13 protein-coding genes are annotated in these 23,683 nt (G+C 57.6%); 2 read left to right on the top strand and 11 right to left on the bottom strand.

The annotated features are described in order from the left end of the window. Positions 1-280 precede the first annotated feature (280 nt). The 7 genes from OZX64_RS02255 to OZX64_RS02225 all read right to left on the bottom strand — a co-directional run bounded on the left by OZX64_RS02255 (position 281) and on the right by OZX64_RS02225 (position 12,103). On the bottom strand, positions 281-1,396 hold the full coding sequence (locus tag OZX64_RS02255; protein WP_277173525.1) for a Zn-dependent alcohol dehydrogenase: 1,116 nt from the start codon (positions 1,394-1,396) through the stop codon (positions 281-283). Between the two features lie 40 nt (positions 1,397-1,436). Beyond that, the gene (locus OZX64_RS02250) at positions 1,437-1,730 is read right to left on the bottom strand and encodes a hypothetical protein (RefSeq protein ID WP_277173523.1); all 294 of its coding nucleotides are present in this window, start codon (positions 1,728-1,730) and stop codon (positions 1,437-1,439) included. 58 nt (positions 1,731-1,788) lie between these two features. Next, the gene (locus tag OZX64_RS02245) at positions 1,789-2,664 is read right to left on the bottom strand and encodes an aldo/keto reductase (RefSeq protein WP_277173521.1); all 876 of its coding nucleotides are present in this window, start codon (positions 2,662-2,664) and stop codon (positions 1,789-1,791) included. A gap of 255 nt (positions 2,665-2,919) precedes the next feature. After that, positions 2,920-6,975 (bottom strand): ATP-binding cassette domain-containing protein, encoded by a 4,056-nt coding sequence (locus OZX64_RS02240; RefSeq protein WP_277173519.1) that lies wholly within the window; start codon positions 6,973-6,975, stop codon positions 2,920-2,922. Positions 6,976-7,191: 216 nt separating this feature from the next. Further along, positions 7,192-8,253 carry a LacI family DNA-binding transcriptional regulator gene (locus OZX64_RS02235; protein ID WP_277174936.1) on the bottom strand — a complete coding sequence of 354 codons (1,062 nt, stop codon included), beginning with the start codon at positions 8,251-8,253 and terminating at the stop codon, positions 7,192-7,194. Positions 8,254-8,264: 11 nt separating this feature from the next. Then, positions 8,265-10,565 (bottom strand): beta-galactosidase, encoded by a 2,301-nt coding sequence (locus tag OZX64_RS02230; RefSeq protein WP_277173517.1) that lies wholly within the window; start codon positions 10,563-10,565, stop codon positions 8,265-8,267. 194 nt (positions 10,566-10,759) lie between these two features. Next, the gene (locus tag OZX64_RS02225; RefSeq protein WP_277173515.1) at positions 10,760-12,103 is read right to left on the bottom strand and encodes an extracellular solute-binding protein; all 1,344 of its coding nucleotides are present in this window, start codon (positions 12,101-12,103) and stop codon (positions 10,760-10,762) included. Positions 12,104-12,574: 471 nt separating this feature from the next. On the opposite strand from OZX64_RS02225, the gene OZX64_RS02220 reads away from it, so the two are divergent. Then, positions 12,575-15,736, top strand: coding sequence for a family 43 glycosylhydrolase (locus OZX64_RS02220; RefSeq protein WP_277173514.1), 3,162 nt, complete (start codon positions 12,575-12,577; stop codon positions 15,734-15,736). 178 nt (positions 15,737-15,914) lie between these two features. Here OZX64_RS02220 and araA read toward each other — a convergent pair whose 3' ends face one another. Continuing rightward, positions 15,915-17,432 carry an L-arabinose isomerase gene (gene araA, locus OZX64_RS02215; RefSeq protein ID WP_277157461.1) on the bottom strand — a complete coding sequence of 506 codons (1,518 nt, stop codon included), beginning with the start codon at positions 17,430-17,432 and terminating at the stop codon, positions 15,915-15,917. Between the two features lie 103 nt (positions 17,433-17,535). Then, complete coding sequence (locus OZX64_RS02210) at positions 17,536-19,170, bottom strand: FGGY-family carbohydrate kinase (protein ID WP_277156267.1); 1,635 nt, start codon at positions 19,168-19,170, stop codon at positions 17,536-17,538. Positions 19,171-19,791: 621 nt separating this feature from the next. Here OZX64_RS02210 and OZX64_RS02205 point away from each other — a divergent pair. Then, positions 19,792-20,793, top strand: coding sequence for a response regulator transcription factor (locus OZX64_RS02205; protein ID WP_277173512.1), 1,002 nt, complete (start codon positions 19,792-19,794; stop codon positions 20,791-20,793). A gap of 319 nt (positions 20,794-21,112) precedes the next feature. Here OZX64_RS02205 and OZX64_RS02200 read toward each other — a convergent pair whose 3' ends face one another. Both OZX64_RS02200 and glmM read right to left on the bottom strand, forming a co-directional pair. Further along, the gene (locus tag OZX64_RS02200) at positions 21,113-21,853 is read right to left on the bottom strand and encodes a peptide deformylase (protein ID WP_277173511.1); all 741 of its coding nucleotides are present in this window, start codon (positions 21,851-21,853) and stop codon (positions 21,113-21,115) included. Next, positions 21,853-23,241, bottom strand: coding sequence for a phosphoglucosamine mutase (glmM, locus tag OZX64_RS02195; RefSeq protein WP_277145636.1), 1,389 nt, complete (start codon positions 23,239-23,241; stop codon positions 21,853-21,855). The genes OZX64_RS02200 and glmM overlap by 1 nt, the downstream gene beginning before the upstream one ends. Positions 23,242-23,683: the final 442 nt, after the last annotated feature.

The following is a 23,683-nucleotide window of genomic DNA, read 5'->3' as shown; positions in this document are numbered from 1 at the left end:
TTACAAACAAATACACACAAAATTAATCAATTTTTAAATTTCTCGAACTTCTCCTCACACAAACACCGCTTTATGCCCTTCACATCCCCTATCAACTTGTCTATTGCCAAGTAAACCAGATCCTTTGCATCTCGCCTTTCCGCGTTTCACAACCATCCACCTCTCCCGTCACAACGGCAACTCCGAACGGCTTCGATATCAAATTCGCCCACCTCACGCACAAGGGGCAAGCAGCCATATCATGAATGCCACTTGCCCCTATCTATAGACGTCGAAGCAATCAGAACTCAGTAATAACCGAGCGGATGACCTCGCCTCGCATCAACTGCTGGTACGCCTCGTCGATCTGGCTCAGGTTGATGTGCTGGCTGACCAGATCATGAACATCCAGTCTGCCATCCACCGCCAGATCGGCGTACATGGGGATGTCATGCTTGATGTTGGTCGAACCCATCCACACGCCCTTGAATCCGCGCTGGTGAACCAGCAGATCGGCCGGATTAATCTCAAGGTTGATCGTCGCGTCGGGCTTGGCCAGGCCGATGCAATAGGCATTTCCGCCGACTGCCAACATATCCCAGCACTGCTTCATGGTCGCGGGGAATCCAATGGCCTCGAACGCCTCATCCACTCCGCCATTTGTCAGCTCACGCACCTTGGCGACCGGATCCTCCTTCTTGGAATTAATCACATCCGTTGCACCGAACTTACGAGCGAACTCGAGCTTGTTGTCGAAGACGTCGATGGCGATGATCTTCTTCGCCCCGCAGATACGCGCGCCGGAAATGATGTTCAAACCGATACCACCGGTGCCGACCACGGCAACCGTGTCGCCGGGACGAACGTGCGCGGTGTTGATCGCAGCACCCGCGCCGGTAATCGTTGCGCAACCAATAAGCGCGGCCTCATCCCATGGCACCTGATCGTTGACCACGGCAAGCTGGTTCTCATGGATCAGCGCCTTCTCGGCAAAACCGCCAGTGCCGAAGGCCTGCGTAATCGGACGGCCGTCCGGGAAGGACAAGCGCGGCTTCTCGCCGGGCTTGCGCACGCACTCCTGCTGCTGGCTGCAGGACTGCGGATGCCCGTTCAGGCAGTTGGCGCAATGGCCGCACACCTGCTCGAGCGACGCCACTACGTGGTCGCCGACCTTGATACCCTGAACCTCCGGGCCAACCGCCTCGACAACGCCAGCGACCTCGTGACCAATGACCGCCGGGAACGGGAAGAACTGATCATCGTCCTCGACCAGATGCAGGTCGGAATGGCACAGGCCGCTGGCCTGAACATCCACCAGCACCTCGGCGCCAATCGGATCATCGATAACAATCTCCTCAGGCTGAGCAAAACCCTTGCCAATACCATAGGCAACCGATGCCTTAATCGTTTGCGGCATAATACACGCTCCTTTGCGATTTTTTCCAGATGACACCTTGTCATCCGTCAATTACTGTCAAGACTTCAAAATCAATCGGCGGAACAACCATTGTCCCCATCAATCCGATTGAAGAGTCAATAACAATAGTTATATTGTATCTTTTTCTATCATTTCCGACTATTCTTAACGAGTGATTTTTATCACGTTGCGCTCGTCCTGATGCTTGTACTGCAACCCTGAGTTCACGGATCACGTTCCATAACGCATTCCAGCAACAAACCCCCCAGCCACGCAGAAAAGCCACGCATAGAAATGGGATATGTCGAAAACGCAAAGTATCGGCATATCCCATATGCAGGAACGTAGTTTACCCTGCCCGGAAAACGAAAACCCCTATATTTTATTCACCGTCACGCATAGGTAAAGGTCATCGGGTCGTGGCCGGCACGGGTCGGCCCATCCAACGCATCGATCTGCGCGTGCTCGCCCTGAGTCAGAGCAAAGCCGAAGAGATCGAGGTTCTCGCGCTGACGATCGACGTGAACCGACTTGGGAATGATGATGGTCCCGTTTTCGATATGCCAGCGCAGGATGACCTGGGCCGGCGAGACACCGTGGGCTGCGGCGATGCGGGCGATGGTCCCGTCTCCGGCATTGAGATCGGCTCCGCGGGCCATCGGTGAATACGCTTCGACGGCGATCCCATGCTCGCGACAGAACGCGACCACTTCACGCTGCTGCCAGGTCGGGTGCAGCTCAATCTGATCGACCGTCGGCCATTCCCCGGTTTCACGGTGCAGGCGTTCGAGATGCTCGGGCAGGAAATTGCAGACACCCAGTGTGCGTATACGCCCCTCGTCACGCAGCTTCATCAGCGCCTTCCACGTCTCACCGGAACGCCAGTTGAACGGGGTGGGCCAATGCAGCATATACATGTCGACGTAATCGAGGCGCAGATCGCCAAGCTGCCGGTCAAAAGCCCTGAGCGCGTTGTCGTAACCTTGCTCGGAGTCCTTGAGTTTCGTGGTGACCCACAGCGTTTTACGCGCCTGCCCGCTATTGAAGCCGGTTTGTGCGAGCGCACGGCCGACACCCGGTTCGTTGTTGTACCCCGCGGCAGCGTCGATATGGCGATATCCGGCAACAAGCCCGGACTTGACAACGTCGGTCACCTCATCATCGCCGATACGCAGCACGCCAAGCCCGACCTGCGGGATCCTGTTGCCGTCGCTTAACGTGATATCGGCAATGCCCTGCACTCCTCCAACGGTTTTTTCAGCACTCATCGCACTTGCTCCTTCTCTCATGAACCAACAACCACACTACTAGCCGACCCTGTCCAGCAAAACCACGACATACAGCTCTATGGACAGCGAATGTTGCCCCGCAACCCGAAACGCTCATGCAGAAAAACGTTCACTGGCCAATACTCAATGAACGTTTCCCTGCATTCATCACCATCGATGCCGGAAACGGCCTCCAACAGCCGCTTTTGCGCTCGGCGAGCAGCGAGAGAAACCGCCGCAACCAAATGCTCAAATCTAAAGCGTGATGACGCGGTCGGCAATCTGCATGGTGGAAGCGCGATGGGAGACCAACACGATGGAGACCGGGCGCTCGTTGGCCAGCGTGTTGATGGAATGAAGAATCACCGACTCGTTCAAAGCGTCGACACGACTCGTAGGCTCGTCAAACAGCACCAGCGAAGCGCCGGTAAGGAAGATCCTCGCCAGGCTGATGCGCTGGCGTTCGCCTTCGGACAGCCTCGAACCAAGCTCACCTACCTGGGTGTTCAGACCGTCCGGCAACGACTCGATAAGGGTGTCGATCGAAGCGCGTTGAAGCGCCTGATGCATATCCGAATCCGTCGCACGCTGGTCGGCGATCAGAAGATTGTCACGAATCGTGCCGTCGAAAAGATACGTGTCCTGATCCATCATCGTCTCCACACGGCGGCGATAATGCGCCTCGATATTCGGCAAAGGCTCCCCGGAGAAGTCGACGGCCCCGACCTGAGGGTCCCAATAGCGCATCATGAGTTTCAGAATCGTGGACTTGCCGTGTCCGGACTGGCCTTGCACGCCGAGTATTCCCGAATGCAGCGTCGTGAGGTTGAAGTCCTTCAACACCAGCGCGGAAGCAGGAACAGAAGTCGAGCTGGCTGAAGAAAGCGGGTAGCCGAAAGTGACGTCTTTCAAGCGAACGGTTTCGAATTTCGGCTTGTCGTTCCCCTTTTCTTCAACCGCAGGCACCTCATCGAACAAATCGAACATGCGCCTTGCGGCAGCCAACGGCTGGTTGAGGCTACCGGGCAAATCGCTCAGAGCCAGAGTCGGACCGAACGAACTGAAAATAAGCATCACCGCGACCACATACATGGCCATCGAAACGGGATCGGCCTGGACGATGCCGAACATGATCCTCACCGCGACAAACGTGGCGGCCACGACACAAACCGCACCCAGACCTGCGAACACGCCATTCTTGCGGCTCAGCCTGCTCTCGAAAAGCCAGAGGCTCTTGCCCTGTGCAATGATATCGGCCAGACGGCGGCGGCCCTGGTTGAATCTGATGATCTCGTCCATGCCGTGCATGTCATCGACAAGCCTGTCGCCGAGTTTGGCGGAATCGTTGCGGATCCTCGCGCCGATTCCGCGCACGTTGCCGGCGTAAAAGCGAGGCAGGACGACGCCTACAAACAGGTGGGCGACAATCAGCAGCAGGGCGAAGGACGGGTCGAGCGTGAACAGCGCCACGGCGAACACCACCGAGGTGGCCAGCGCGATGACCACCGGCGAAATGGCGTGGGCGAAGAAGGTCTCAAGCAACTCGATGTCGGTTGTTGCCAACGTGGTCAATGCGCCTTTGCCCCGACCAGCGAGTCTTGCCGGGGCGAGACGACGAAGAGCGGCGAAAGCCTTGGAACGGAACAACGAAACCACGCGGAAACTCATCTCATGGTTCATATATTCTTCGGCATAATGCATGAAACTTTTGAGGATGGCGCAGACCGCGACGGCGATGAGGGCGAGGGAGACGTCCACGCCCCAAACCGGATAGCCGAAGAACGCCATCAATGCCAGCACACCGAAAACAGGCATGAACGTCTCGGAAAGGCGCTCGATGGTCCCGCACAGGCTTGCGCCCACGATGAACGGGGTCAGGCGGCCGACGCAGCCAAGCAGTCTCAGCGTCAGATGGAAGGTCCCCATCTGCTTGTTTGGCGTACGAGGGCGATTGGCGACATCAAGTATCGCATCCGTCTCATCGCCTCGTTTTACAGGTTCATCACGCCGCTTGCCATCGAAATGGCGGCTTACGGCCGTAGCTGAAGCCGAACCAAGCGAGCCGGCCGCGGCCCCGGACTTCTTCGGCGAGGCCTGGCCTGCTGCGGATTCAGGACGCTTTGTGGAGCCCGTTGCGGCTTTGCCCGTTGCGGCATGCACGCGAGCGGCCTCGGTTTTTACCCGATGCCCGGCCGCGGCAACGGCATCCGAAAGATGATGCGTCTGCTTGGTGCTCGCTTTCGCCCGCTCGGAATCCCGGGTCTCGGGACGGTTGCCGAAATCGTCAACATCGTCATGATCCTGGTAATCAAGCAACGAGAAATCAAACAGCCTGCGCACCTCGGTTTTGGCGGAACGAGGCTTGGCGTAGGCGCTCCCCCAGCTGTTACGATGCGCGACATGCTCGATCGACTCCTGAGTCTCAAACATCGTAGCGTAACGGCCTTGAGCGGCCATAAGCTCGTCGTGGGTGCCGCTTTCCACCACATGCCCGCCGTCCAGAACGACGATATTGCTGGCATCCCTGGCCTGAGTGAGGCGATGGGTGATGACGATGACCGTATGCGTATGGGCCAGATCGCGGATCGCCACATCGATCAGTTCCTCGCTTTCGGCATCGACACTACTGGTGGCTTCGTCGAACACGTAAATCGGGCTGTCACGCAGCAATGCCCTGGCGATGGCGAGACGCTGGCGTTGCCCGCCTGAAAGATTGTCGGCATCCGGTTCGATACGCATGTCGAGACGCTGCGGCTGAGAATAGACGAAATCGTCGATGTGGGCGCCTTCGAGCGCGAGCCACATTTCGTTGGCCGTGGCATCGGGCTTGGCCATCAGAAGGTTTTCGCGCAAGGAACCGGTAAAGAGGTGACTGCGGGAATCGACGAGTGTGACCGCATCGCACAGCGAACGGTTTTTCAGGCTGTGCAATTCGCAGCTGCCCACGCTTCCCAACACGCGGTAACCCAGTCGGATCGAACCACGATAATCGTTGCGGGTGCCGGCGATCAGTGCGCCGATGGTGGATTTGCCTGAACCGCTCACCCCGACGATGGCGGTGAAACCGTTGGCACGGGCGCTGAAGCTGACGCCGTCCAAGGCTTTGTGAGGCGTGGAGTCATCGTCGTGTTTGCGTGCGGCCGCGCTCTTTAAAGCAGTGTCATTATCGATGGCAGCGTTGTCGGAGGACGTGGCGACATCGCGAGCGGAATCGATGGGCTTATAGAGGTAATCAACGTTGCGAAAGGTGATCGAACAATCCTCTACGCCTTGTGGCAATGCCGCCTGCCCGTCGCCGACCACCGGGACATCGAGCATCGCAGAGATCCGTTTGATCGAAGCCAGCCCGTTCAAGGCCGTATCGGAACATGTCGCCAGCCGGCGCAATGGGACGAAGAAACTGCCGCAAAGCAGTATGGCGACCAATGCCGCGGGAAGCTTCAGATGCCCGCTCGTCACCTGCGCGATGATGATGGCGATGCCGCCTGCAGTACCGCCGTAGGAAACCAGATCCAAGGCAAGACGCGCGCGAAGTTCGAGATGAAGGACCTTCATGGAGGTTTTTCGGAAATCTTCCGATTTCTGATCCATACGCCGGGCGGCGGCCTCGTCGGCGTCGAAGGTCTTCAGCGTTTCCAATCCCTGAACGTTGTCGAGAAAGGCGGCACCCATATCCGTGTATGCGTCCCAATATTTGTCGAATGCGCGCGATGTGGCCACCGACACCCACCAGACGATGCCGACCACGATAGGGACACAGACCAGCAGCAGGCCTGCCGTCGGCGCGTTCAACGGCAGAATCGCCACGAACAGCGTCAAAGGACCAAGAACGGCGAAAATCAACTGCGGCAGATACCCTTCAAAAAAACTCTGTATACGGTCGACGCCTTCGCCCAACGATTGCACGACATCGGCGGTTTTCACGTGCTCGGAATAGGTAGGGCCCAGGTCAAGCATCTTGTTATACAGACGCTCCCGCAAAGAGATCTTGACGCGTTCCGAGGCTTCGGTACCGAAGAAATGCGAGGCGCGAATGGCCATGTATTTGATAATCGCGACAACCACCAGCGCGAAGATGAAGGCCGAATACCCTTGCGGCACCGCCTGAAAATCGTTCAGCAGCTTTTTGACAATGGACGGTTTGACATTCTCGTGGGCGATGGTGAGCACCGGAAAAAGATTGCCGAGCAGACCGACCGCGATGAACGCGAATCCGATATCAGATAGCAGCGAGACCCAAAGGCTCAGCACTTTCGCAACGACGAATACGCCACTGCGGTCAACGAGGGTGAAAAGCCGACGGTCGAACATAAAAACACCTTTCCAGCGGCAATCCTGACGGTTACGGCAGGCTCGCTCATGCAACGCATGCCACAGAATACCTACTACACAATACTGTAGGCCGAATACGATGCCATCTTGAAGTGGGATTCATTACAAAAGCACTAAATTTATGAGGTTTGCGACACTTTGACAATTCAGGCGCTTCACCGTTGAAACACCCGACATATCGGTATCCTGCCTTCGTTACCGCCTTGTCGTTGCTCGCGCGATAACCCTGGAATCCACGCTAAGCAGTTCAGGAGTCAAGATACTCCCCTGGATTCTGGCGATGATACGTTCCACAGCCGTGGGAGCCGTCCAATTCAGACACGAATCCATCGTGGTCAGCGGCGTCTGCAAATACGCAGACTCCTCGATATTGTCGAACCCGATGACCTGCACCTGGTCGGGGACCTTGACACCATTCGTCGCAAGCACCGAAAGCGCGCCTATCGCAAGTTGGTCATTGAGGGCGATCAGCCCGTCGAACGCCACATCGCCATCGACCAGTCGCTGGGTGGCACGCGCACCGGCGCCTATGGACCAATCCTGCGAAGTGATGCTGACAAGCGCGGGATCAAGTCGCACACCACGCTGGCCACATTCCTCGACGATGCCTTTCAGACGCAGCTGGTCATTGCCTTCTACGGCATTCAGCAGCGCCCGCTCATCAAACGGCTTGCGAGCACCGATGACGGCAAGGTGCGAGCTGCCATGCTCGAACAGATATCGCGCAGCCTTCGCCGCTGCCTGAACATCGTCGGGAGTCACATGGTCCACACGCCCCCACGTGGTACGCGAGCCCACCACCACAAGCGGGTAATCAACGTCGAAATCCTCAGGCGAAATATCCTCCAGCTCGCTCATCGAAAGAATAACGCCATCCGAGACCGTCGGATTGAATGTCTGCAATACATCCCGTGCACCTTTGGCAGACCCTTCCGCATAGGTGGTGACATAGACCGAATAATCGCGCTTGCGAGCCTCATCGATCACCCGGTTCGCCAATTCCGCAAGATAAGGAGGAGTCAGTGACGGCACGGCAAGCGTGATGAACCCGGTGAGCCCGCGGTTGAGGTTCCGTGCGGCGACATTGACACGGTAACCGAGCTCCGCGATCACCGATTTGACACGAAGCCTGGTGGCATCGGTCATGCGCCCCGTGCCGTTGATGACGTTGGATGCCGTCTTGAGCGAAACTCCAGCGGCTTGGGCGACGTCTCTCAACGTGACATGCTTGCGATCGGCGTTCAAGTCATCCTGAATCGCACCTTCAGTCATTGTCTGGTCTCCTTTGCCACATGCATCGACATGGCGTCACCACGCATTCGTCGAGTGATCAATATTCCGTTCCGCTCGATGACACCACTGGCGTCTTCGATCTCGTCCCAACCGCTTGCACCGTCATCGGCCAGATGCCGATTCCCTTCAGCCTCCTCAATATAACCCCTATACAGGAAGATGACCTCCCCATCGAGATGTCCCACGCGAACCGGCTTACGGCCACGCGCAAAATAAAAATCAAAGGCCACGCTCTCCCCCCGGCGACGGATATGGACGATGTCGGCGCCTGTATTCGATCCATCCGGATCGGCAAGGTTGCCGGCCGGTCCGACCATCGGCGTGGTCTTGTCGACGATGCCTTCAACATGCTCGTGCGAAACCCCGCAATCCAGGTATCGCCGCAGGAATGACACCAACGATTCTCGATCCATATCGCAGCCGATGTAATAGGCCCGCCCGTTGCCGTACGGATTGCAGGTAATCGCCGGGATGCCTTCCAGCTCCCAATCCTTTGCTTCGTCTCCTCGGTAGTCGGCAAGCACCGTGGCGCCATCGGCGAGCGAGCCGATAACCGTCTGCCAGAGTCTTGAAACGCCACCGTTCGAAAGACGCACGGAATCGTATTCTCCATCGATGTCGCCCAGGATATTGAACTCTTCGCCCGACACCCCGAGTACCTTGCGCAACAGCCCGTCCCCGGCTCCCGGATAGCCGCCAAGACCCACATGGAAGTGCTCGTCGACAAGCCCTGTGGCATAATCGACGATCAGCGTTCCGCCGTCGGCAACGAACCGTTCGATTCGTTGCGTGTCTTCGTCGGAAAGCGACAAAACAGCAGGCAGCACAATCGTGGCATACCCGCTGAAATCTCCGTGCAACGGCACGACGTCGGCACGGTGCCCCGCGTCCAGAAAAGCACTGTACCAAGCACTGACATCGTCGAGATGGCTGAGTTTCCTGGTCGGCAGCGTCTTGCATTGGGTCGCCCATTCGGATTCGGCGTCGAAAAGAATGGCCGTATCCGCCTGTTCGACCTCGCTGCCCTGCACACCGGCTTTCGAAAGCGTTTTCAAGGCCTGGCCCAGCTCGCAGACTTCACGGAAGATTTTGGTCGACTCCCCGGCATGGGAAACCATGGCGGAATGGAAGGCTTCCGAACCGGCCTCGGACGCTCGCCACTGGAAGAAATTGACGGCATCGGCTCCCATGGCCACATGTGCCAGCGCATCACGCACCAGTTCGCCGCCGCGCTTTCTGGCATTGACTGGCTTCCACTGTACGGCGGAGGTCGAATGCTCCATCAGGTACCACGGCAAACGCCGCGAAATCGAGTCAAGCAAGGCATCACCGCACAAGAGGGTATCGAGATGCCTGCTACCGGGTTCAAAATACTGGTCGTTGGAGACGAAATCGACCTCGTCGCTCCAATCGGCATAATCCATCACGCATTGGTCGGCGGCGACCATGAAATTTGTGGTCACCGGCTTGTCCGGGCAAATTTCGGCGATGACATCGCGCTCGGCGGCGAAGAAATCCTTCAGGGCATCGGAACCGAAACGCTCGAAATCCAGTTGAAGCCCCGGATTGATCATCACGTCATCGCCGGGATGCATCGGCAATGCGATCTGGTCGAACGAGCCCAACTGTTGGGACCAGAACGAGGTGCCCCAGGCCCTGTTGACGGCCTCGATGGTGCCGTAGCGTATCTCGCACCACTTCTGGAAGGCGCGCCGGGAATCCGGCGAATAATCGTGTCGATTGTTCCATCCGTATTCGTTGCCGACATGCCACGAGACCACATAGGGGTTGTCCTTATAATGTTCGGCCATTTTGCGGCACACCGCAAGGGCATACTTGCGGAAAACCGGACTCGACGGACTCCATGACTGCCGAGAACCGGGATGGACGATTGTGCCGTCGGATTCGACAGGCAGCACCTCGGGATGTGCCTGATACAGCCACATCGGGGCGGTCGCCGTAGCCGAGGACATATCCACGGCGATGCCGGCACGTCCGAGCTTGCCGACGATACGGTCAAGCCAATCGAAGTCCCAGGCCTGCGGATCGGGTTGGAGGCGACCCCAGCTGAAAATGGCCAAAGCCACGACGTTGACTCCGGCCTTTTTCATCAGGCGAATATCATCATCCCAGGTCTCCTCCGGCCACTGCTCGGGGTTGTAGTCGCCGCCATAAGCGATGCCGCGTCCGTCAGGTGTCAGCAGATTCGGCCAGCGAAATGTGCGACGGCGACCAAGACCAGATCGACCTGGCAGCGAGATATGAGAGACTGACATGTTGGATCGTTCCTTATTGACAGCTGGGACAGATAGGCCGTGACCGGCCGTCGTTCTTCGACGGTTCCTGCGAACGAGCCGGACTGTCGGTACTTGAAAGCTACGGAACCGTCGGCGCGATGGTGGCTGGCACGTTGAGCACACCAACCACCATCGGTTTGCTCACCTGGGATTGCCCAGGTTGCCGACCGACATTACTTGACGGTTACGGTGTAGCCTTCCTGCTTGCCGTGGTCGGCGAGCTTCTGGGCATAGTTCTGCATGGCCTTCTCAAGGGTGACGTCCTTGCTGTAAGCCTTGGAGATCTCATCGCCATAAGCGGTCTGGGCAAACGGGTTGTACGGCAGATACTGGAACTTCTCCGTCGGACGTTGTGCACCTTCGGCCAGAATCTTGTTGACGTTCTGTCCGCCGAAGTAGTCGTTGACCTTCTTGTTGGCCGCACTGTTCGGGTCGGTGAAGGAGCTCGAATTGAGGATCTTCTTCAAACTGCTGAACGTACCGGTATCGGCCATCTGCCGGGCACCGGCGTCGTGGGTCATGTACTTCACGAACTTGTAGGCCGCGGCCTGCGACTTGCCGGCCTTGGGCACGGCAAGAGCAGAACCGCCGTCTTCTGCGGATACCTGCTTGCCGGTTTCCCACTGGGGCAGCGAGCCGACGCGCCAGTTGCCCTTCTGGTCGGGAGCACCGCTCATGAGATTGACCGGCATCCATGCACCGATGGTCAGTGAGGCGAGGGTGCCGTCGTTCAGCTCTCGGTTCCATTCGTCCGACCAGTTCGCGGTCTTGGTATCGATAAGGTCCTCGTCTATCAGCTTCTGACGGAACTCGATGTACTTCTTCATGCCCGGGTCCTTGGTCATATCGATGGTGATCTTCTCACCGTCGACCTTCCAAGGCTTGGCGCCGGCCTGCCATGCCTGCGCGGTGAACGGCTGATAATCGCCCGAAGCACCTGAGCTGTTGGTGATGTAGGAACCGGCGGCCTTGATCTTCTTGGCTGCGGCATAGTAATCGTCCCAGGTCTTGATCGATTCGCCATCGACGCCGGCCTTATCGAAAACGGCCTTGTTGTAGAAGAACATCTCAGGACCAGCATCGATGGGCAGCGCATAGGGCTTGGCATTGTATTGCAGCTTGTTCCATGGACCGGCGGTAAAATCATCCGCCAGCTTGTCGGCACCGAACTGGCTCAAATCGGCAAGGTCGCCGGTGACCGCGAATTGCGTGACCGTCGGATCCTCGAGCATCACCACATCCGGGATACCCTTCTTCGCGGCAACCGCGTTGGTCAGCGCCGTCGAAGTCTTTTCCGCGGTGCCGGTATTGTTGAACTTCACCTTCACACCGGGGTTGGCCTTTTCGAAGTTCGCGATGATCTTCTTCATCGAATTGCCGGTATCCCAGCCCCAGAAGACCAAGTCAGCCTTGGATTCCGATCCCTTGTTGCTCGAGTTGCTCGCTCCGCAGCCAGCGAGACCAATCATCGTCGCTGCCGCAGCCACAACCGCAACAACTCTCTTCACATTACTCATCTTGGCTCCTTTACCTCAATTGAACGATTCGACTTAGGACTGCACGCAACAACCCCATCGATTGTCGAATTCTTCAATACTGTTGTAATGCTGTACGTTGGTACAGCTGTGTATCAATGACAATTTTCACGATACTCCGTTGTATCAGCATGTCAAATCACAACACGCTCAAGATCATATCGCTATACATCCGCCATCTCACCCATTTGCCAAGCGAACGAGCACGAATCAACGAAGGAACACGCAGAAACGGCGATCGCACTCAAAGCGGCAACTGCAAGCCGACACCGCCTTGGTCACGATTTCCCCGCTTAAGACCACCGCACTTCATCACACCACTTGCACGATGATGACTGCGTGATATAATGAAATGGTACACAGTTGTACCAAATGATTTGCAACATCATCGAAGATAAGAGGACAATCATGACCGTTCGCCTACATCGAAGTATCGGCAAAATCGGAAAGTGCATGGGATTCATGATCGCGACCGCGACCATCGCAGCATTCGTCGCCCCTATTCCGGCAGCGTTGGCCCAACCCGCCATTCAAGCCACAACGCAATCCAGCATATCCACGTTGAAATCGACAAAACCCAAGGTGGAAGCGCCGGACTCCTATCGGACCATCACCAACGACCGTTTCTACACGGATACCGATGGCAACAAGATCTTTTCGCAGGGCGGCGGCATCTTCGACTTCACCGACCCCAAAACCGGCAAGGCCATGCATTACTGGTACGGCGTGCACTATCAGGAAGCCGAAACTTACGCGGCAAATCCAATAGCCCCTTCAGCCAACAATCATTTCAAGTCCATAGATGTTTACAGCTCAACCGATCTGGTCAATTGGAAAAATGAGGGCGTGGCGCTCGATTATGGACAGGCAAACGCCTTTTCCAGCCAGTTCGGCAACCGAGACGTCGGATGGGTCGGGCGCATGGGCGTCGCATATGTCAAAGACCTGAACCGCTACGCGCTCTTGGTGCAACACGAGATGCCCACCGACAACACCGGCAAGAATTTCGACAAGGAAGTGCTGATCGCCACCTCGGACTCCCCTACCGGCCCCTTCACAGCAGACCGGCGCATCAGCATGAAGGACTACGGACTCGGCACCACCAACACCGGTGATCAAAGCGTATTCCAGGACGATGACGGAACCGGTTACTTGGTCTACTCCTATGGCAAAGGACGTATTTCCATGTGGGTGGCTCGAATCGGAGCCAAAGACGGCAAACTGGATCTGCTGAATCCCACAAAGATCTATCAAGGCCAAGGACGCGAAGGCAATACCATGTTCAAGGCGGACGGCAGGTATTATGCCGCGGCATCGGATCTGTTCGGCTGGGATTCCTCACGTATCCACTATCTGGTTTCCGACAACATCACCGGTCCCTACACTCCAACGAATTCCATGAACATCATGGACGGCAGCAATCAGGATTTCGCCCACATCACTCAGACCGGGTTCTATTACACCGTGCATGGCACCAAGCAGGACACCGTGATTCACATGGGTGACCGTTGGGCCGATTTTGCCGGCAACGGACTGGGCTATAACCAGTGGAACCCCGTCACCATCGACGAGGATGGCACACCGCACTTCGTCTCCATGAACCAATGGCAGCTCAACGCAGCCACCGGTCAATGGAAGGTAGGAGCGCAGAACGACTACGTACTCAATGGCGGTTTTGAGGCCGACCGTGTCAAGGTGGGTCCAAACGGCTATAAGGACAAAGACGGTAAGACCATACCCGATCTGGCAGGTTGGACACGAACGAATCCCGCAGCCGTGTATAACGATAACGACAAGGCGAACCGGGTCGGCGACTACAATCTGGAGTTCAAGTCAGCTCAAGCCTATCAGGCGAAAATCGAGCAGACCATCGCACCGACATCCTTCCAGCTGCCAGACGGCGACTATACGCTCAGCGCGGTGCATATGAGCGTCAGGGATCTTGCAGACGCAAAGCTGTACGCCGATTCCGGCAGCAACCATTACGAAGCCGATTTGGCAGCGACGACGAAGGGGAAATGGAAGGAGGCTTCGACCAATGTGACCGTGTCCGGCGGAAGCGTCAAGGTAGGGGTGGCGGTGAACGGCGCCGCAGGAGACCTGCTGCGCGTCGACGACATCTCGTTGAAACGCGTGTCGGATGCGCCCGCAGCGGACCGCACGAACCTCGACAAGCTGATGACGAAGGCCAAGCAGCTCAAAGAGCCGCAATACACCAACGATTCCTGGACCAAGTTCCAGACGGCTCTGGCGAACGCAACCGCTGTTTTCAACAACGCCGAAGCATCGCAGGATGATATCGACAACGCCGAGACGGCCTTGCAAACCGCAATCGACGCGCTGGTGAAGAATCCAGAATATGTCGATACGACGAAACTCGAGAAGGCACTGACAGATGCGTCCGCCAAGGCACAGGCGGATTACACGACCATCTCCTGGAAGCTGTTCACGGATGCGAAAACCGACGCGCAACAGGTTCTGGACAACGCACAAGCCACACAGCAGCAGGTCGATGACGCCACTTCAGCGTTGACCGATGCGATGAACGCACTGAAACCGCTGAATCTGGAGTCCAATCCTGGATTCGAGAGCGGACAGCTTGACGGAGGATGGGTGACCAATCCGGCCAACGTTTCCCCGGTTCGAGTCAAGAATGAGAATGCCCATACCGGAAAGTACTCGTGGAATTCATGGTCGAATAAGGCTCAGGACTACACACTCTCCCAAACAGTGATGGCCAGCGCCGGGCTGTATTCATTCTCGACATGGGTTGAAGGAAACAGAAATCCGAACGCAAAACTCAGCCTCAGCCTCAAATCAGGCGATACTATACTGGCCACCACACCGATCGAACTGGACGCCGACAGCATCTGGAAGAAGGTGACAGTAACGGGAACCCTTCACGCGACACCCACCCAATCCGGAGATGACACCCTGCCACTGACAACCGTGCTTTCGGTACAGGCTCCTGCGGGCGCGTGGTTTGCGTTTGACGATTTCATGCTGCAGTCGCTTTCCGACAAGACTCTGTTGTTGCGGCAGATCGCCGCCGCAACCGCATTGAACCAGGCCGACTACACGCCGGAATCCTGGACGGCGATGCAGACCGCGCTCACCACGGCCCGCAGCGTCAACGCCGATGACAACGCCACCCAGGAAACCGTCGACAACGCGACCAAGGGGCTTCAGACGGCGATAGAGAATCTCAAGAAAGTCGGCCCCACGACTCCGCCTGCCGAGGGAACAAAGCCGGGCGACAGCAATCCCGGCGACGGCAATTCCAACGGCAATGGGTCCACCGGCAACAACGGGTCCTCAGACAACGGTTCCACCGGCAATAACGGGTCCTCAGACAACGGCAAGCCCGCCGGCGACAACGGTTTCACCGGCAACAAACCGGAAGGCAAACAGCCTTCGAACGCAACACACGCCCCCAAGAAAAATCACGCGAAAAGCAAAAACGCAACAAAGCATGCAGGCTACGGCACTGCAGTCCTTGCAGGTACCGGTTCATCCGTTACCTCTATGGTGATCACGGCGATCGTTTTGTTCGTCATTGCCATGCCGTCAATGCTGGAAACCGCATTGAAACTGAAGAAGAAGGACAAGCGATAAACCTTCTTTATGGCATGCGCCGGGGCCGTCTGCTTGCGATAGCTGTCTGATCGACTATCACAGCAGGCGGCCCCGGCGCATCAGAAACCATTGCGAATGGCCCGCGTTGAACAAGCCCGGGCGCTTGGCGTAGGTTTGCTCTACGTCAAGCGCCCGGCTTAAGCCAACCTTTTACCGTTCAGCAGTGATTGTCGAGACGGTGGTACATCTCGGAGATCTCAAGGTCGCGCTCGAACTGACGCGGCGTGGTGTTCTCGTCGATCGTCGCCAGCTCGACGCCTGCGATGCGGGCGAAGTCCTCCCAGCCTTCACGGCCGAAGGAGGTGGTCATGCAGGTGTGGTGCGAGCCGCCGGCGCGCAGCCAGCACTCGGCTGCACTCTTGAGCGACGGACGGGGCTGCCAGAGACCGCGTGCGCACGGCAGGGCCTTCAAGGAACCTTCCGGCTCGACCACGTCGACCACGTCCATCAGCAGACGGAAGCGTTCACGCATGTCGGCCATGGAGATGACCGTGGCGGCCTTGTGCGGGGCGACAGTGAAGACCAGGCGCACCGGGTCGGACTTGTTGCCGATGCCGAGCGGGTGGATCTCCAGCTTCGGCTTGGCAATCGTGCCGACCGAGGGCGAGACCTCGAGCATGTGCGAGCCCATGTCCATCTCATGGCCCTCGACGAAGTTGTAGGAATAGTCTTCCATCAGGCTCGATCCGCCTTCAAGGCCATAGCCCATGACGCTGGCGATACGCACCAGCACCGAGGTCTTCCAGTCACCTTCGGCGGAGAAGCCGTAGCCGTACTCGCTGGGCAGGCGCTGGGCGCCCACGCCCGGCAGCTGCGGCAGGGTGCCGAGGTCCTCGAAGTTGTCGACCGCGGCGGTGGCGCCGTTGTCCTTCATCATGTTGACCATCGCGGCCTCTTCGCGCGCCGCGATCGTGAGCTCGTCGTAACGCGAATCAAGCAGCTCGGGGGCCACGTCGTACTTGGCTTTGTAGTCCTCGATGATGGCCTTGACCTGATCGTCCTTCACCTTGTCGTAGTAGCCGCACAGCTCGTTGACGGCCCAGGTGTTGACCTGCGTGCCGAAGACGCGCTCGACCTCGGTCTTGTCGCCCTCGGTGACCGCGACGTTGCGCATGTTGTCGCCCCAACGCATCACGCGCATGTTCTGGGCCTCGTTCCAACCGGCGCAGGCGCGTACCCAGGTGGCGATGCGCTCGGCGACCTCGGGGTCGGTGTAATGGCCGACGACGATCTTGCGCGGGATGCCCAGACGCGTGAGGATGTAGCCGAATTCACGGTCACCGTGGGCGGACTGGTTGAGGTTCATGAAGTCCATGTCGATGGTGTCCCACGGAATCTCCTTGTGGAACTGGGTGTTGAGCTGCAGCAGCGGCTTGGTCAGCACCTGCAGGCCGCGGATCCACATCTTGGCCGGCGAGAACGTGTGCATCCAGGCGATCACGCCGATGCAGCTGGGGTCGGCGCTGGCCTCTGTCATGAATTCCTTGACACCGTCGGAGGACTTCAGCGTGGGCTTGAGGACCAGACGAACGGGGATCTTGCCGGTGGCGTTCAACGCATCGACGATCTTGGTGGACTGCTCGGCGACCTGACGCAGCGCTTCCTCGCCGTAGAGGTCCTGCGAACCGACGCCGAACCAGATGGTCTTGCCTTCGAATGGGTTTTCGAATGTCATCATTACTTCCTTTTGTTGGTGTTATAAATACACAGCTCGGGTTTCCGCCGTCAATAAGCCACTGTGCTTCCTAGCGGCCTGAATATGGCGGAAACCAAAACAACTAGCTTTCCAGGTCGATGGTCTCGATGGCCGTCTTTTCAATCGGCAGCGCGCGGGTGAACCTGGCGAAGAAGTCCTCGAAACCGGCGACGTCCTTCGGATCGGGCTCCTCGGTGGTCGATTGGACATCGGCGAACACACGCTCGTCGAGATACACATCCAGCGGGGTGTCCTTGTGCCACAGATAATCGGCGAGTACGGCCATGCCCCAGGCACCGCCTTCCGCCGCCGTCGACATCACCTTGATCGGCGTATCGAAAGCCGCGGCAAGAATCTTCTGCGCCACCTTGGGAGTGGTGAAGATGCCGCCATGACCAACCATCGAATCGACCTTGACATGCTCGTCCTTGGTCATCACGTCCATACCGATCTTAACCGGCGAGAATGCGCCGAAAAGCTGGGCGCGCATGAAGTTGGCGAGGTTCATCCGGCTTTCCGGACCGCGCGCGAAGACGGGCCGCCCCTCTTCCAGCCCAGCCAGGAATTCGCCGGAATAGAAGCAGTAGTTGATGAGCCCGCCCGCGTTGTCGTCGGCATCCTCACCGATGGCCGCACGGAACAGCGTGCCATAAAGGGTTCCGGCATCAAGTGGCGTGCCGATGGCCTTGGCGAATTCGCTGAAGACCTTGATCCACGCATTCAAGTCGGAGGTGAAGTTGTTGGCGTGGCTCATGCCGCACGGGTCGCCGGCCGGGGTCGAGACCAGATCGACCTCAGGATGGAGGCGCTCAAGCGGATGGTCGAGCACGACGGAAGCGAAAATCGAGGTGCCGGCGGAAACGTTGCCCGTGCCGACGCGAACGGAATTCGTGGCGACCATGCCGGTGCCCGAATCGCCTTCCGGAGGGGCCAACGGCGTGCCGGACTGCAACGTACCGGTCGGATCAAGCAGTTTCGCGCCCTCGGCCGTGAGCGTTCCCGCGTCGCTTCCGGCCACCAGTGGCGTCGGCAACAGATCCTCGATCTTCCACGGTTGTGCGGCCACCTCGGGCAGCGCCGAGAACTGCTCAAGCATGTGCTTGTTGAAGCCGTGGGTCTCCGGATCGATCGGGAACATTCCTGAGGCGTCATCGACGCCGAGAACCTTACGACCGGTCAGTTTCCAATGGACATAGCCGGCGAGCGTGGTGAAGAACGCAACTGAAGGAACATGGTCTTCTTTATTGAGGATGCACTGATAGAGATGGGCGATCGACCAACGCTCTGGAATGTTGTATTGGAAGAGTTCGGAGAGCTTTTCGTGTGCCTCATGCGTGTTGGAATTGCGCCACGTACGGAACGGGACGAGCAGCTTGCCGTCCTTATCGAAGGCGAGGTAACCGTGCATCATCGCGGAGAAGCCCATCGTACCAATCTTGGTGAGCTTCTCGCCGTAAGCGTTCTCCACGTCGTAGGCAAGCGCCGCATACGCCGCCTGCAGGCCCGACCACACCTCGTCAAGCGAATAGGTCCACAATCCGTTCTCAAGATGGTTTTCCCAGCCGTGGTCGCCGGCGGCGATGGTGGCATACGTATCGTCGATCAGCACGGCCTTGATACGGGTCGAGCCGAACTCGATACCCAGCGAAGTCTTGCCCGCGCGTATCTTCTCCGCTATCTGCGCTACGTGTTCTGTGGTGTTTTTCTCTACTGCCATCGCGATCTAAGCTCCTTTACTTTCGTCCTAATCACTACATTGACGCGAACTGCCGGCCCCTCCTTGATAAAGCCCATGCCTTACCAATCGCGGCCAACGGCATTTCGCCGGTTTGCGAGTCCCGCATCACCGGTAACGGCTACACAGCCCACCGTAATGTGAGCGCTCACATCTACTTTCTCTTATTTTACACGCAACCGACGGCAATCACAACATTGCCAACACTCCGCGTCAGACACAACCGGACGCAAACAGACAAACCACCGCCCGCATCGTTCTGGCTTGTTGACGAATATGGACGGTCTGGCTGCGGCATGTCCGGGATTCCAATCGCTCGAAGCGCTCGGCCGCAGCAGTTGTTTTTGACTTGGTCCATGGGTCCGTTCGTCCAAACCGTGAAGCACCGGAAAGCCACGAAAGGATGGCAGCAGGCCGGCCTCGCCTTGAGACGAATCGGTCAGGCCCGGGCCTCTCCCGCCAGCGCGCAAGGCGATTGGCTAACGGGTAAAACCTTGACTTGCACGATATTCGCAAAAGTCAAGTCAAGTGGCGGAAAATCAAGAAATCTTGAATGTTCATCCGAAAATTGGTATTTTGCAATACATTGTATAGAATTGAGCCATGAAAGAGCAAGAAACATCGCTAAGACGCGAACTGCGCATTATCATCATCGACGATGACCCCTGCGCATTGGAACACGAAGCCAGCATCGCCAGTCGTGTACAGAATCGCGACGGCTGCCATATCAAAATATGGCCCACGACAAAACTCGATGCAGGGATTCACCGATGCCTGTACTCTCTTCGTCACCCTGATGTGGTCATCATCGATTTATCCATGAACAATGGCATCATCGAGCCCATCGTGAAAAGAATCAGGGATTCCCGACCCGATATCATCCTCATCGGCATCACCGCGCACCTCGACAGTTACATCGATTCGGCAGCGCCCCGACAGTGTCTTCGCTGTATTATCGACAAAGCCAAACTCAACCAAGAACTTCCTAGAAAGCTCAAGGCGATCTACCACGAAAAGACATCGCAGTCCCCTACGAAGCCGCTGGAGCCGAAAAGAACCATCCCTCCCTCCCATTGCACGAATCGGCAAACGACGCAACGCCGAAAGCAACGGGACCGCAAATCCCGCGACCCTCATTGTTCGTCAGCCGACGACGGCAGTCACCAAAGACAACGCACAACGGCCATCCACAATGATGCGGCTTACCGTCATGTTCGCCTAGTTGAGCAGACAAAGCCAGCAACCAAAGCGAACACAGAGATTCGAAGACAGGCCATCAGTGATCATCCTCATGACCGTATTCGTTCGATTTCCGGCAATCTTCGCAACAACAGCCCTTACGGTACTCACCTTGCAACAACGCAAGAAGCCATGACTGCTGCTCTGCATTTCCCGCAAAAAGCTTTACGCCTCTCACCGGCCGAACTGCGCGTCATCAATTTGTGCTCGCAAGGAATGCAAACAGATGAGGTCGCCGATCATCTGAGCATTTCTTCCAACACTGTTTATTCGCATCGAAGCCATATCATGGGCAAATACCATACGCATTCCTGGCACGAGGCACTCACCATTTATGAGCAGAGAAAGAGGAACGGAACCGCATAAGGTGCCGAAACAAACCATCGAACGAATGCCCCGTACACCACAGTCCGAAACGATGGCGGCCATTGGCGTCTCGACGACAATCGAGCTGTTAAGCATGTTTCATCCACCGCATATACGGCGTTGCTCACCAGCAATCCATCCGCGAACGGCTTTCGGCACAAGTCAGCATCAGCTCATCAACGATTTGCGGACAGCCGTATCTTGAACGGCCCGCCGTCTGCAAAAACAAAACACGCGGGTCACTAACACCAACGCGATAAAACCAAATCCCGAATTCCACCGCGTTGGCGAAAACGGTTACACAGAAACACAGGCGACGCTAGGCGAGCTTGAATCCCAGCTCCTCGGCTGCCTGCGTCGGAACCGGATCTTCACACCAATAATCCTCGAGGTTCTCATCGGTGGCCAGGGAGCGGATCTCGGCCCGGTCGATATAGACCTCTCCATTCAGATGATCGGTTTCATGCTGGAAAATGCGTGCGGGCCAACCGTGCAGTCGTTCCTCGTGCTTGTTGCCGTTCTCATCCTGCCAACGGGCAATGATGTCGAGCCAACGCCGACGAACGGCTTGATAGCCCGAGAAGCTCAGGCAGCCTTCGTAGAAGCTGCGTTGCTGCGTACCGATGGGTTCGTATGTCGGATTGATAATGGCACGGAACGGGAATTCGGCGATTTCGCGCGGATCGTTCGTATCGTCGATGACGCTCTCATCGTCATTTTTCTGACCGTCTTCGCTGCCGACGTGGCCTTCAGGATTGTCATCGACTCCCCTGCCGCCGGCACGCACATGGTCTTCCACCACGGCAATACGCAGTCCAAGACCGATCTGCGGGGCTGCCAGTCCAACGCCGGGTGCCTCGAGCATCGTGACATGCATGGCTTCGATGAGCTTGGACAACGTACGTTTACTCAGCTGGCCGTCATACTCTGCGGCATTCTGGCGCAGCACCGGCTCCCCCATCTGCACGATGGGAAGAATCTTCTCCTTGCCGCCGGTTTTGATGAGCTGCTCGACGGCACGGTTGAGTTCGATATCGACTTTCGAATTATGGGAGAACATCAGATTGCCAACTCCTGTGCGACCACGGCGGCCAAACGCTGGCAGACCTCATCGGCCTGCTGCTGAGTTTCGGCCTCGACCATCACACGGACCAACGGCTCGGTGCCGCTGGGGCGCAGCAGCACGCGGCCGGTATTGCCAAGCAGTTTCTCCTCGCGCGCCACGGCGTCCTGCACCTTGGCGTTGGTGGGTGCGGCCTTCTTGTCGACCTTGGGAACGTTGATCAGCTGCTGCGGCAGCTGCGGGAAGTCGGCGGCGAGTTCCTTCAAGGACTTGCCGGACTTGACGACTTCGTTGCACAGGGTGAGCGCGGTCAGCGTGCCGTCGCCGGTGGTGGCGAACTCACGGTTAATGACATGGCCGGACTGCTCGCCGCCGATGGAATAATCGCCCTTGAGCATTTCCTCGAGCACGTAGCGGTCGCCGACGTTGGTCTGCACCGTCGAGATACCCATGTCTTTCAGCGCCAGCTTGAGACCGAGGTTGCTCATCACCGTGACCACCAGCGTATTGTGGTTAAGCTTGCCTTCGCGCTTCTTGGCACGCGCGAGGATGCCCATCTCCTGATCGCCGTTGACCATGTTGCCGTCTTCGTCCACAGCCAGGCAGCGGTCCGCGTCACCGTCGAAGGCCACGCCCATCGCGGCGCCGGAGGCCTTGACCATCGCCTGCAGCTGCTCGGGGTGGGTGGAACCGGCCTTCTTGTTGATGTTGTAGCCGTCAGGCGAAGCGTTGATGACCAGCACCTCAGCGCCGGCGCGGCGCAACGCTTCAGGCGCGACCACGGAAGTGGCGCCATTGGCGCAATCTGCCACGATCTTCAGCCCCTTGAGCGGCTTGGGCTGGGTCTTGTCGGGCGCAATCGGGGCGATGGCCGAAACCAGATGGTCGATATACATATTGGTGGCGGTATTGATGTCGTGGCTTACGCGGCCTACGCCGGCACCGGTCGGACGATCCCAATCCTTGCCAAGCACCGCTTCGATCTCGTCTTCCTTCTTGTCCGGAAGCTTGAAGCCGCCGCGGGCGAAGAATTTGATGCCATTGTCCGGCATCGGGTTGTGCGAGGCGGAAATGACAGCACCCATTTCGACGTTGAGCTCGCTGGTCAGATAGGCCACGCCGGGAGTCGGGATAATGCCTGCATCGATGACGTCGAACCCGCCCGCGCTCATGCCCGCCGCGAGCGCAGAAGCAAGGAAATCGCCGGAAACACGGGTATCACGGCCGATCAACGCACGGCGACGACCCTCCTTGTGCTCCTCCTCGGTTCCGGACGAATCGCCAAGCACACGCACTGCCGCATCGCCCAAGTCGAGCGCCAGCCTTGCGGTCAAATCCCTGTTCGCCAGTCCGCGAACTCCATCGGTTCCAAACATATTAGGCATGCCGCCACATCCTCCGTTTGCACAAATGTTACTGAGCCTCATCTTACTCAAGAGATTTCACGTATGCCGCGCCAGACCCAACACTGCCCGATTTCGTCGCATTTGAGCCGCCAGACGACCTTGCCTCTCTTCTTCTTTCTTCCCGCACCCCTCCTGCACCCGTTAGAGGCAGAAACTCACAGATACTGCCCCTAACAAGGAAAAAACAGACACCTACACACCTCTTAGAGGCAGAAACCCACTGACACTGCCCCTAACACAAGACAGAGCCGGACGAAAGCAGACAGGAACAGGCAGGACAATGGATGAAAACATGACGGCTGAGAACGCACGAAAGCAGAAGGAGGCAGACGCAAATACGGTGAGGGGCAGGAACCTCTTGGGTCCTGCCCCTCACCGTCAGAGAGCCGGCGAAACACCATCACGTTCCGCGGCGATACCG

It is taken from the genome of Bifidobacterium sp. ESL0704, assembly GCF_029392075.1.
In the GTDB taxonomy this organism is placed as follows: domain Bacteria; phylum Actinomycetota; class Actinomycetes; order Actinomycetales; family Bifidobacteriaceae; genus Bifidobacterium.
The sequence above is the reverse complement of the archived record's forward strand: the minus strand, read 5'-3'. Positions and strand labels throughout refer to the sequence as shown.

Bases quoted from the DNA above. Each gene is read 5' to 3' on its own strand.
- glmM (WP_277145636.1), bottom strand. From the start codon at position 23,241: ATGCCTAATATGTTTGGAACCGATGGAGTTCGCGGACTGGCGAACAGG.
- OZX64_RS02250 (WP_277173523.1), bottom strand. From the start codon at position 1,730: ATGGGATATGCCGATACTTTGCGTTTTCGACATATCCCATTTCTATGC.
- OZX64_RS02240 (WP_277173519.1), bottom strand. From the start codon at position 6,975: ATGTTCGACCGTCGGCTTTTCACCCTCGTTGACCGCAGTGGCGTATTC.
- OZX64_RS02220 (WP_277173514.1), top strand. From the start codon at position 12,575: ATGGGATTCATGATCGCGACCGCGACCATCGCAGCATTCGTCGCCCCT.
- OZX64_RS02205 (WP_277173512.1), top strand. From the start codon at position 19,792: ATGAAAGAGCAAGAAACATCGCTAAGACGCGAACTGCGCATTATCATC.
- OZX64_RS02210 (WP_277156267.1), bottom strand. From the start codon at position 19,170: ATGGCAGTAGAGAAAAACACCACAGAACACGTAGCGCAGATAGCGGAG.
- OZX64_RS02200 (WP_277173511.1), bottom strand. From the start codon at position 21,853: ATGTTCTCCCATAATTCGAAAGTCGATATCGAACTCAACCGTGCCGTC.
- OZX64_RS02225 (WP_277173515.1), bottom strand. From the start codon at position 12,103: ATGAGTAATGTGAAGAGAGTTGTTGCGGTTGTGGCTGCGGCAGCGACG.
- araA (WP_277157461.1), bottom strand. From the start codon at position 17,432: ATGACATTCGAAAACCCATTCGAAGGCAAGACCATCTGGTTCGGCGTC.
- OZX64_RS02255 (WP_277173525.1), bottom strand. From the start codon at position 1,396: ATGCCGCAAACGATTAAGGCATCGGTTGCCTATGGTATTGGCAAGGGT.
- OZX64_RS02230 (WP_277173517.1), bottom strand. From the start codon at position 10,565: ATGTCAGTCTCTCATATCTCGCTGCCAGGTCGATCTGGTCTTGGTCGC.
- OZX64_RS02245 (WP_277173521.1), bottom strand. From the start codon at position 2,664: ATGAGTGCTGAAAAAACCGTTGGAGGAGTGCAGGGCATTGCCGATATC.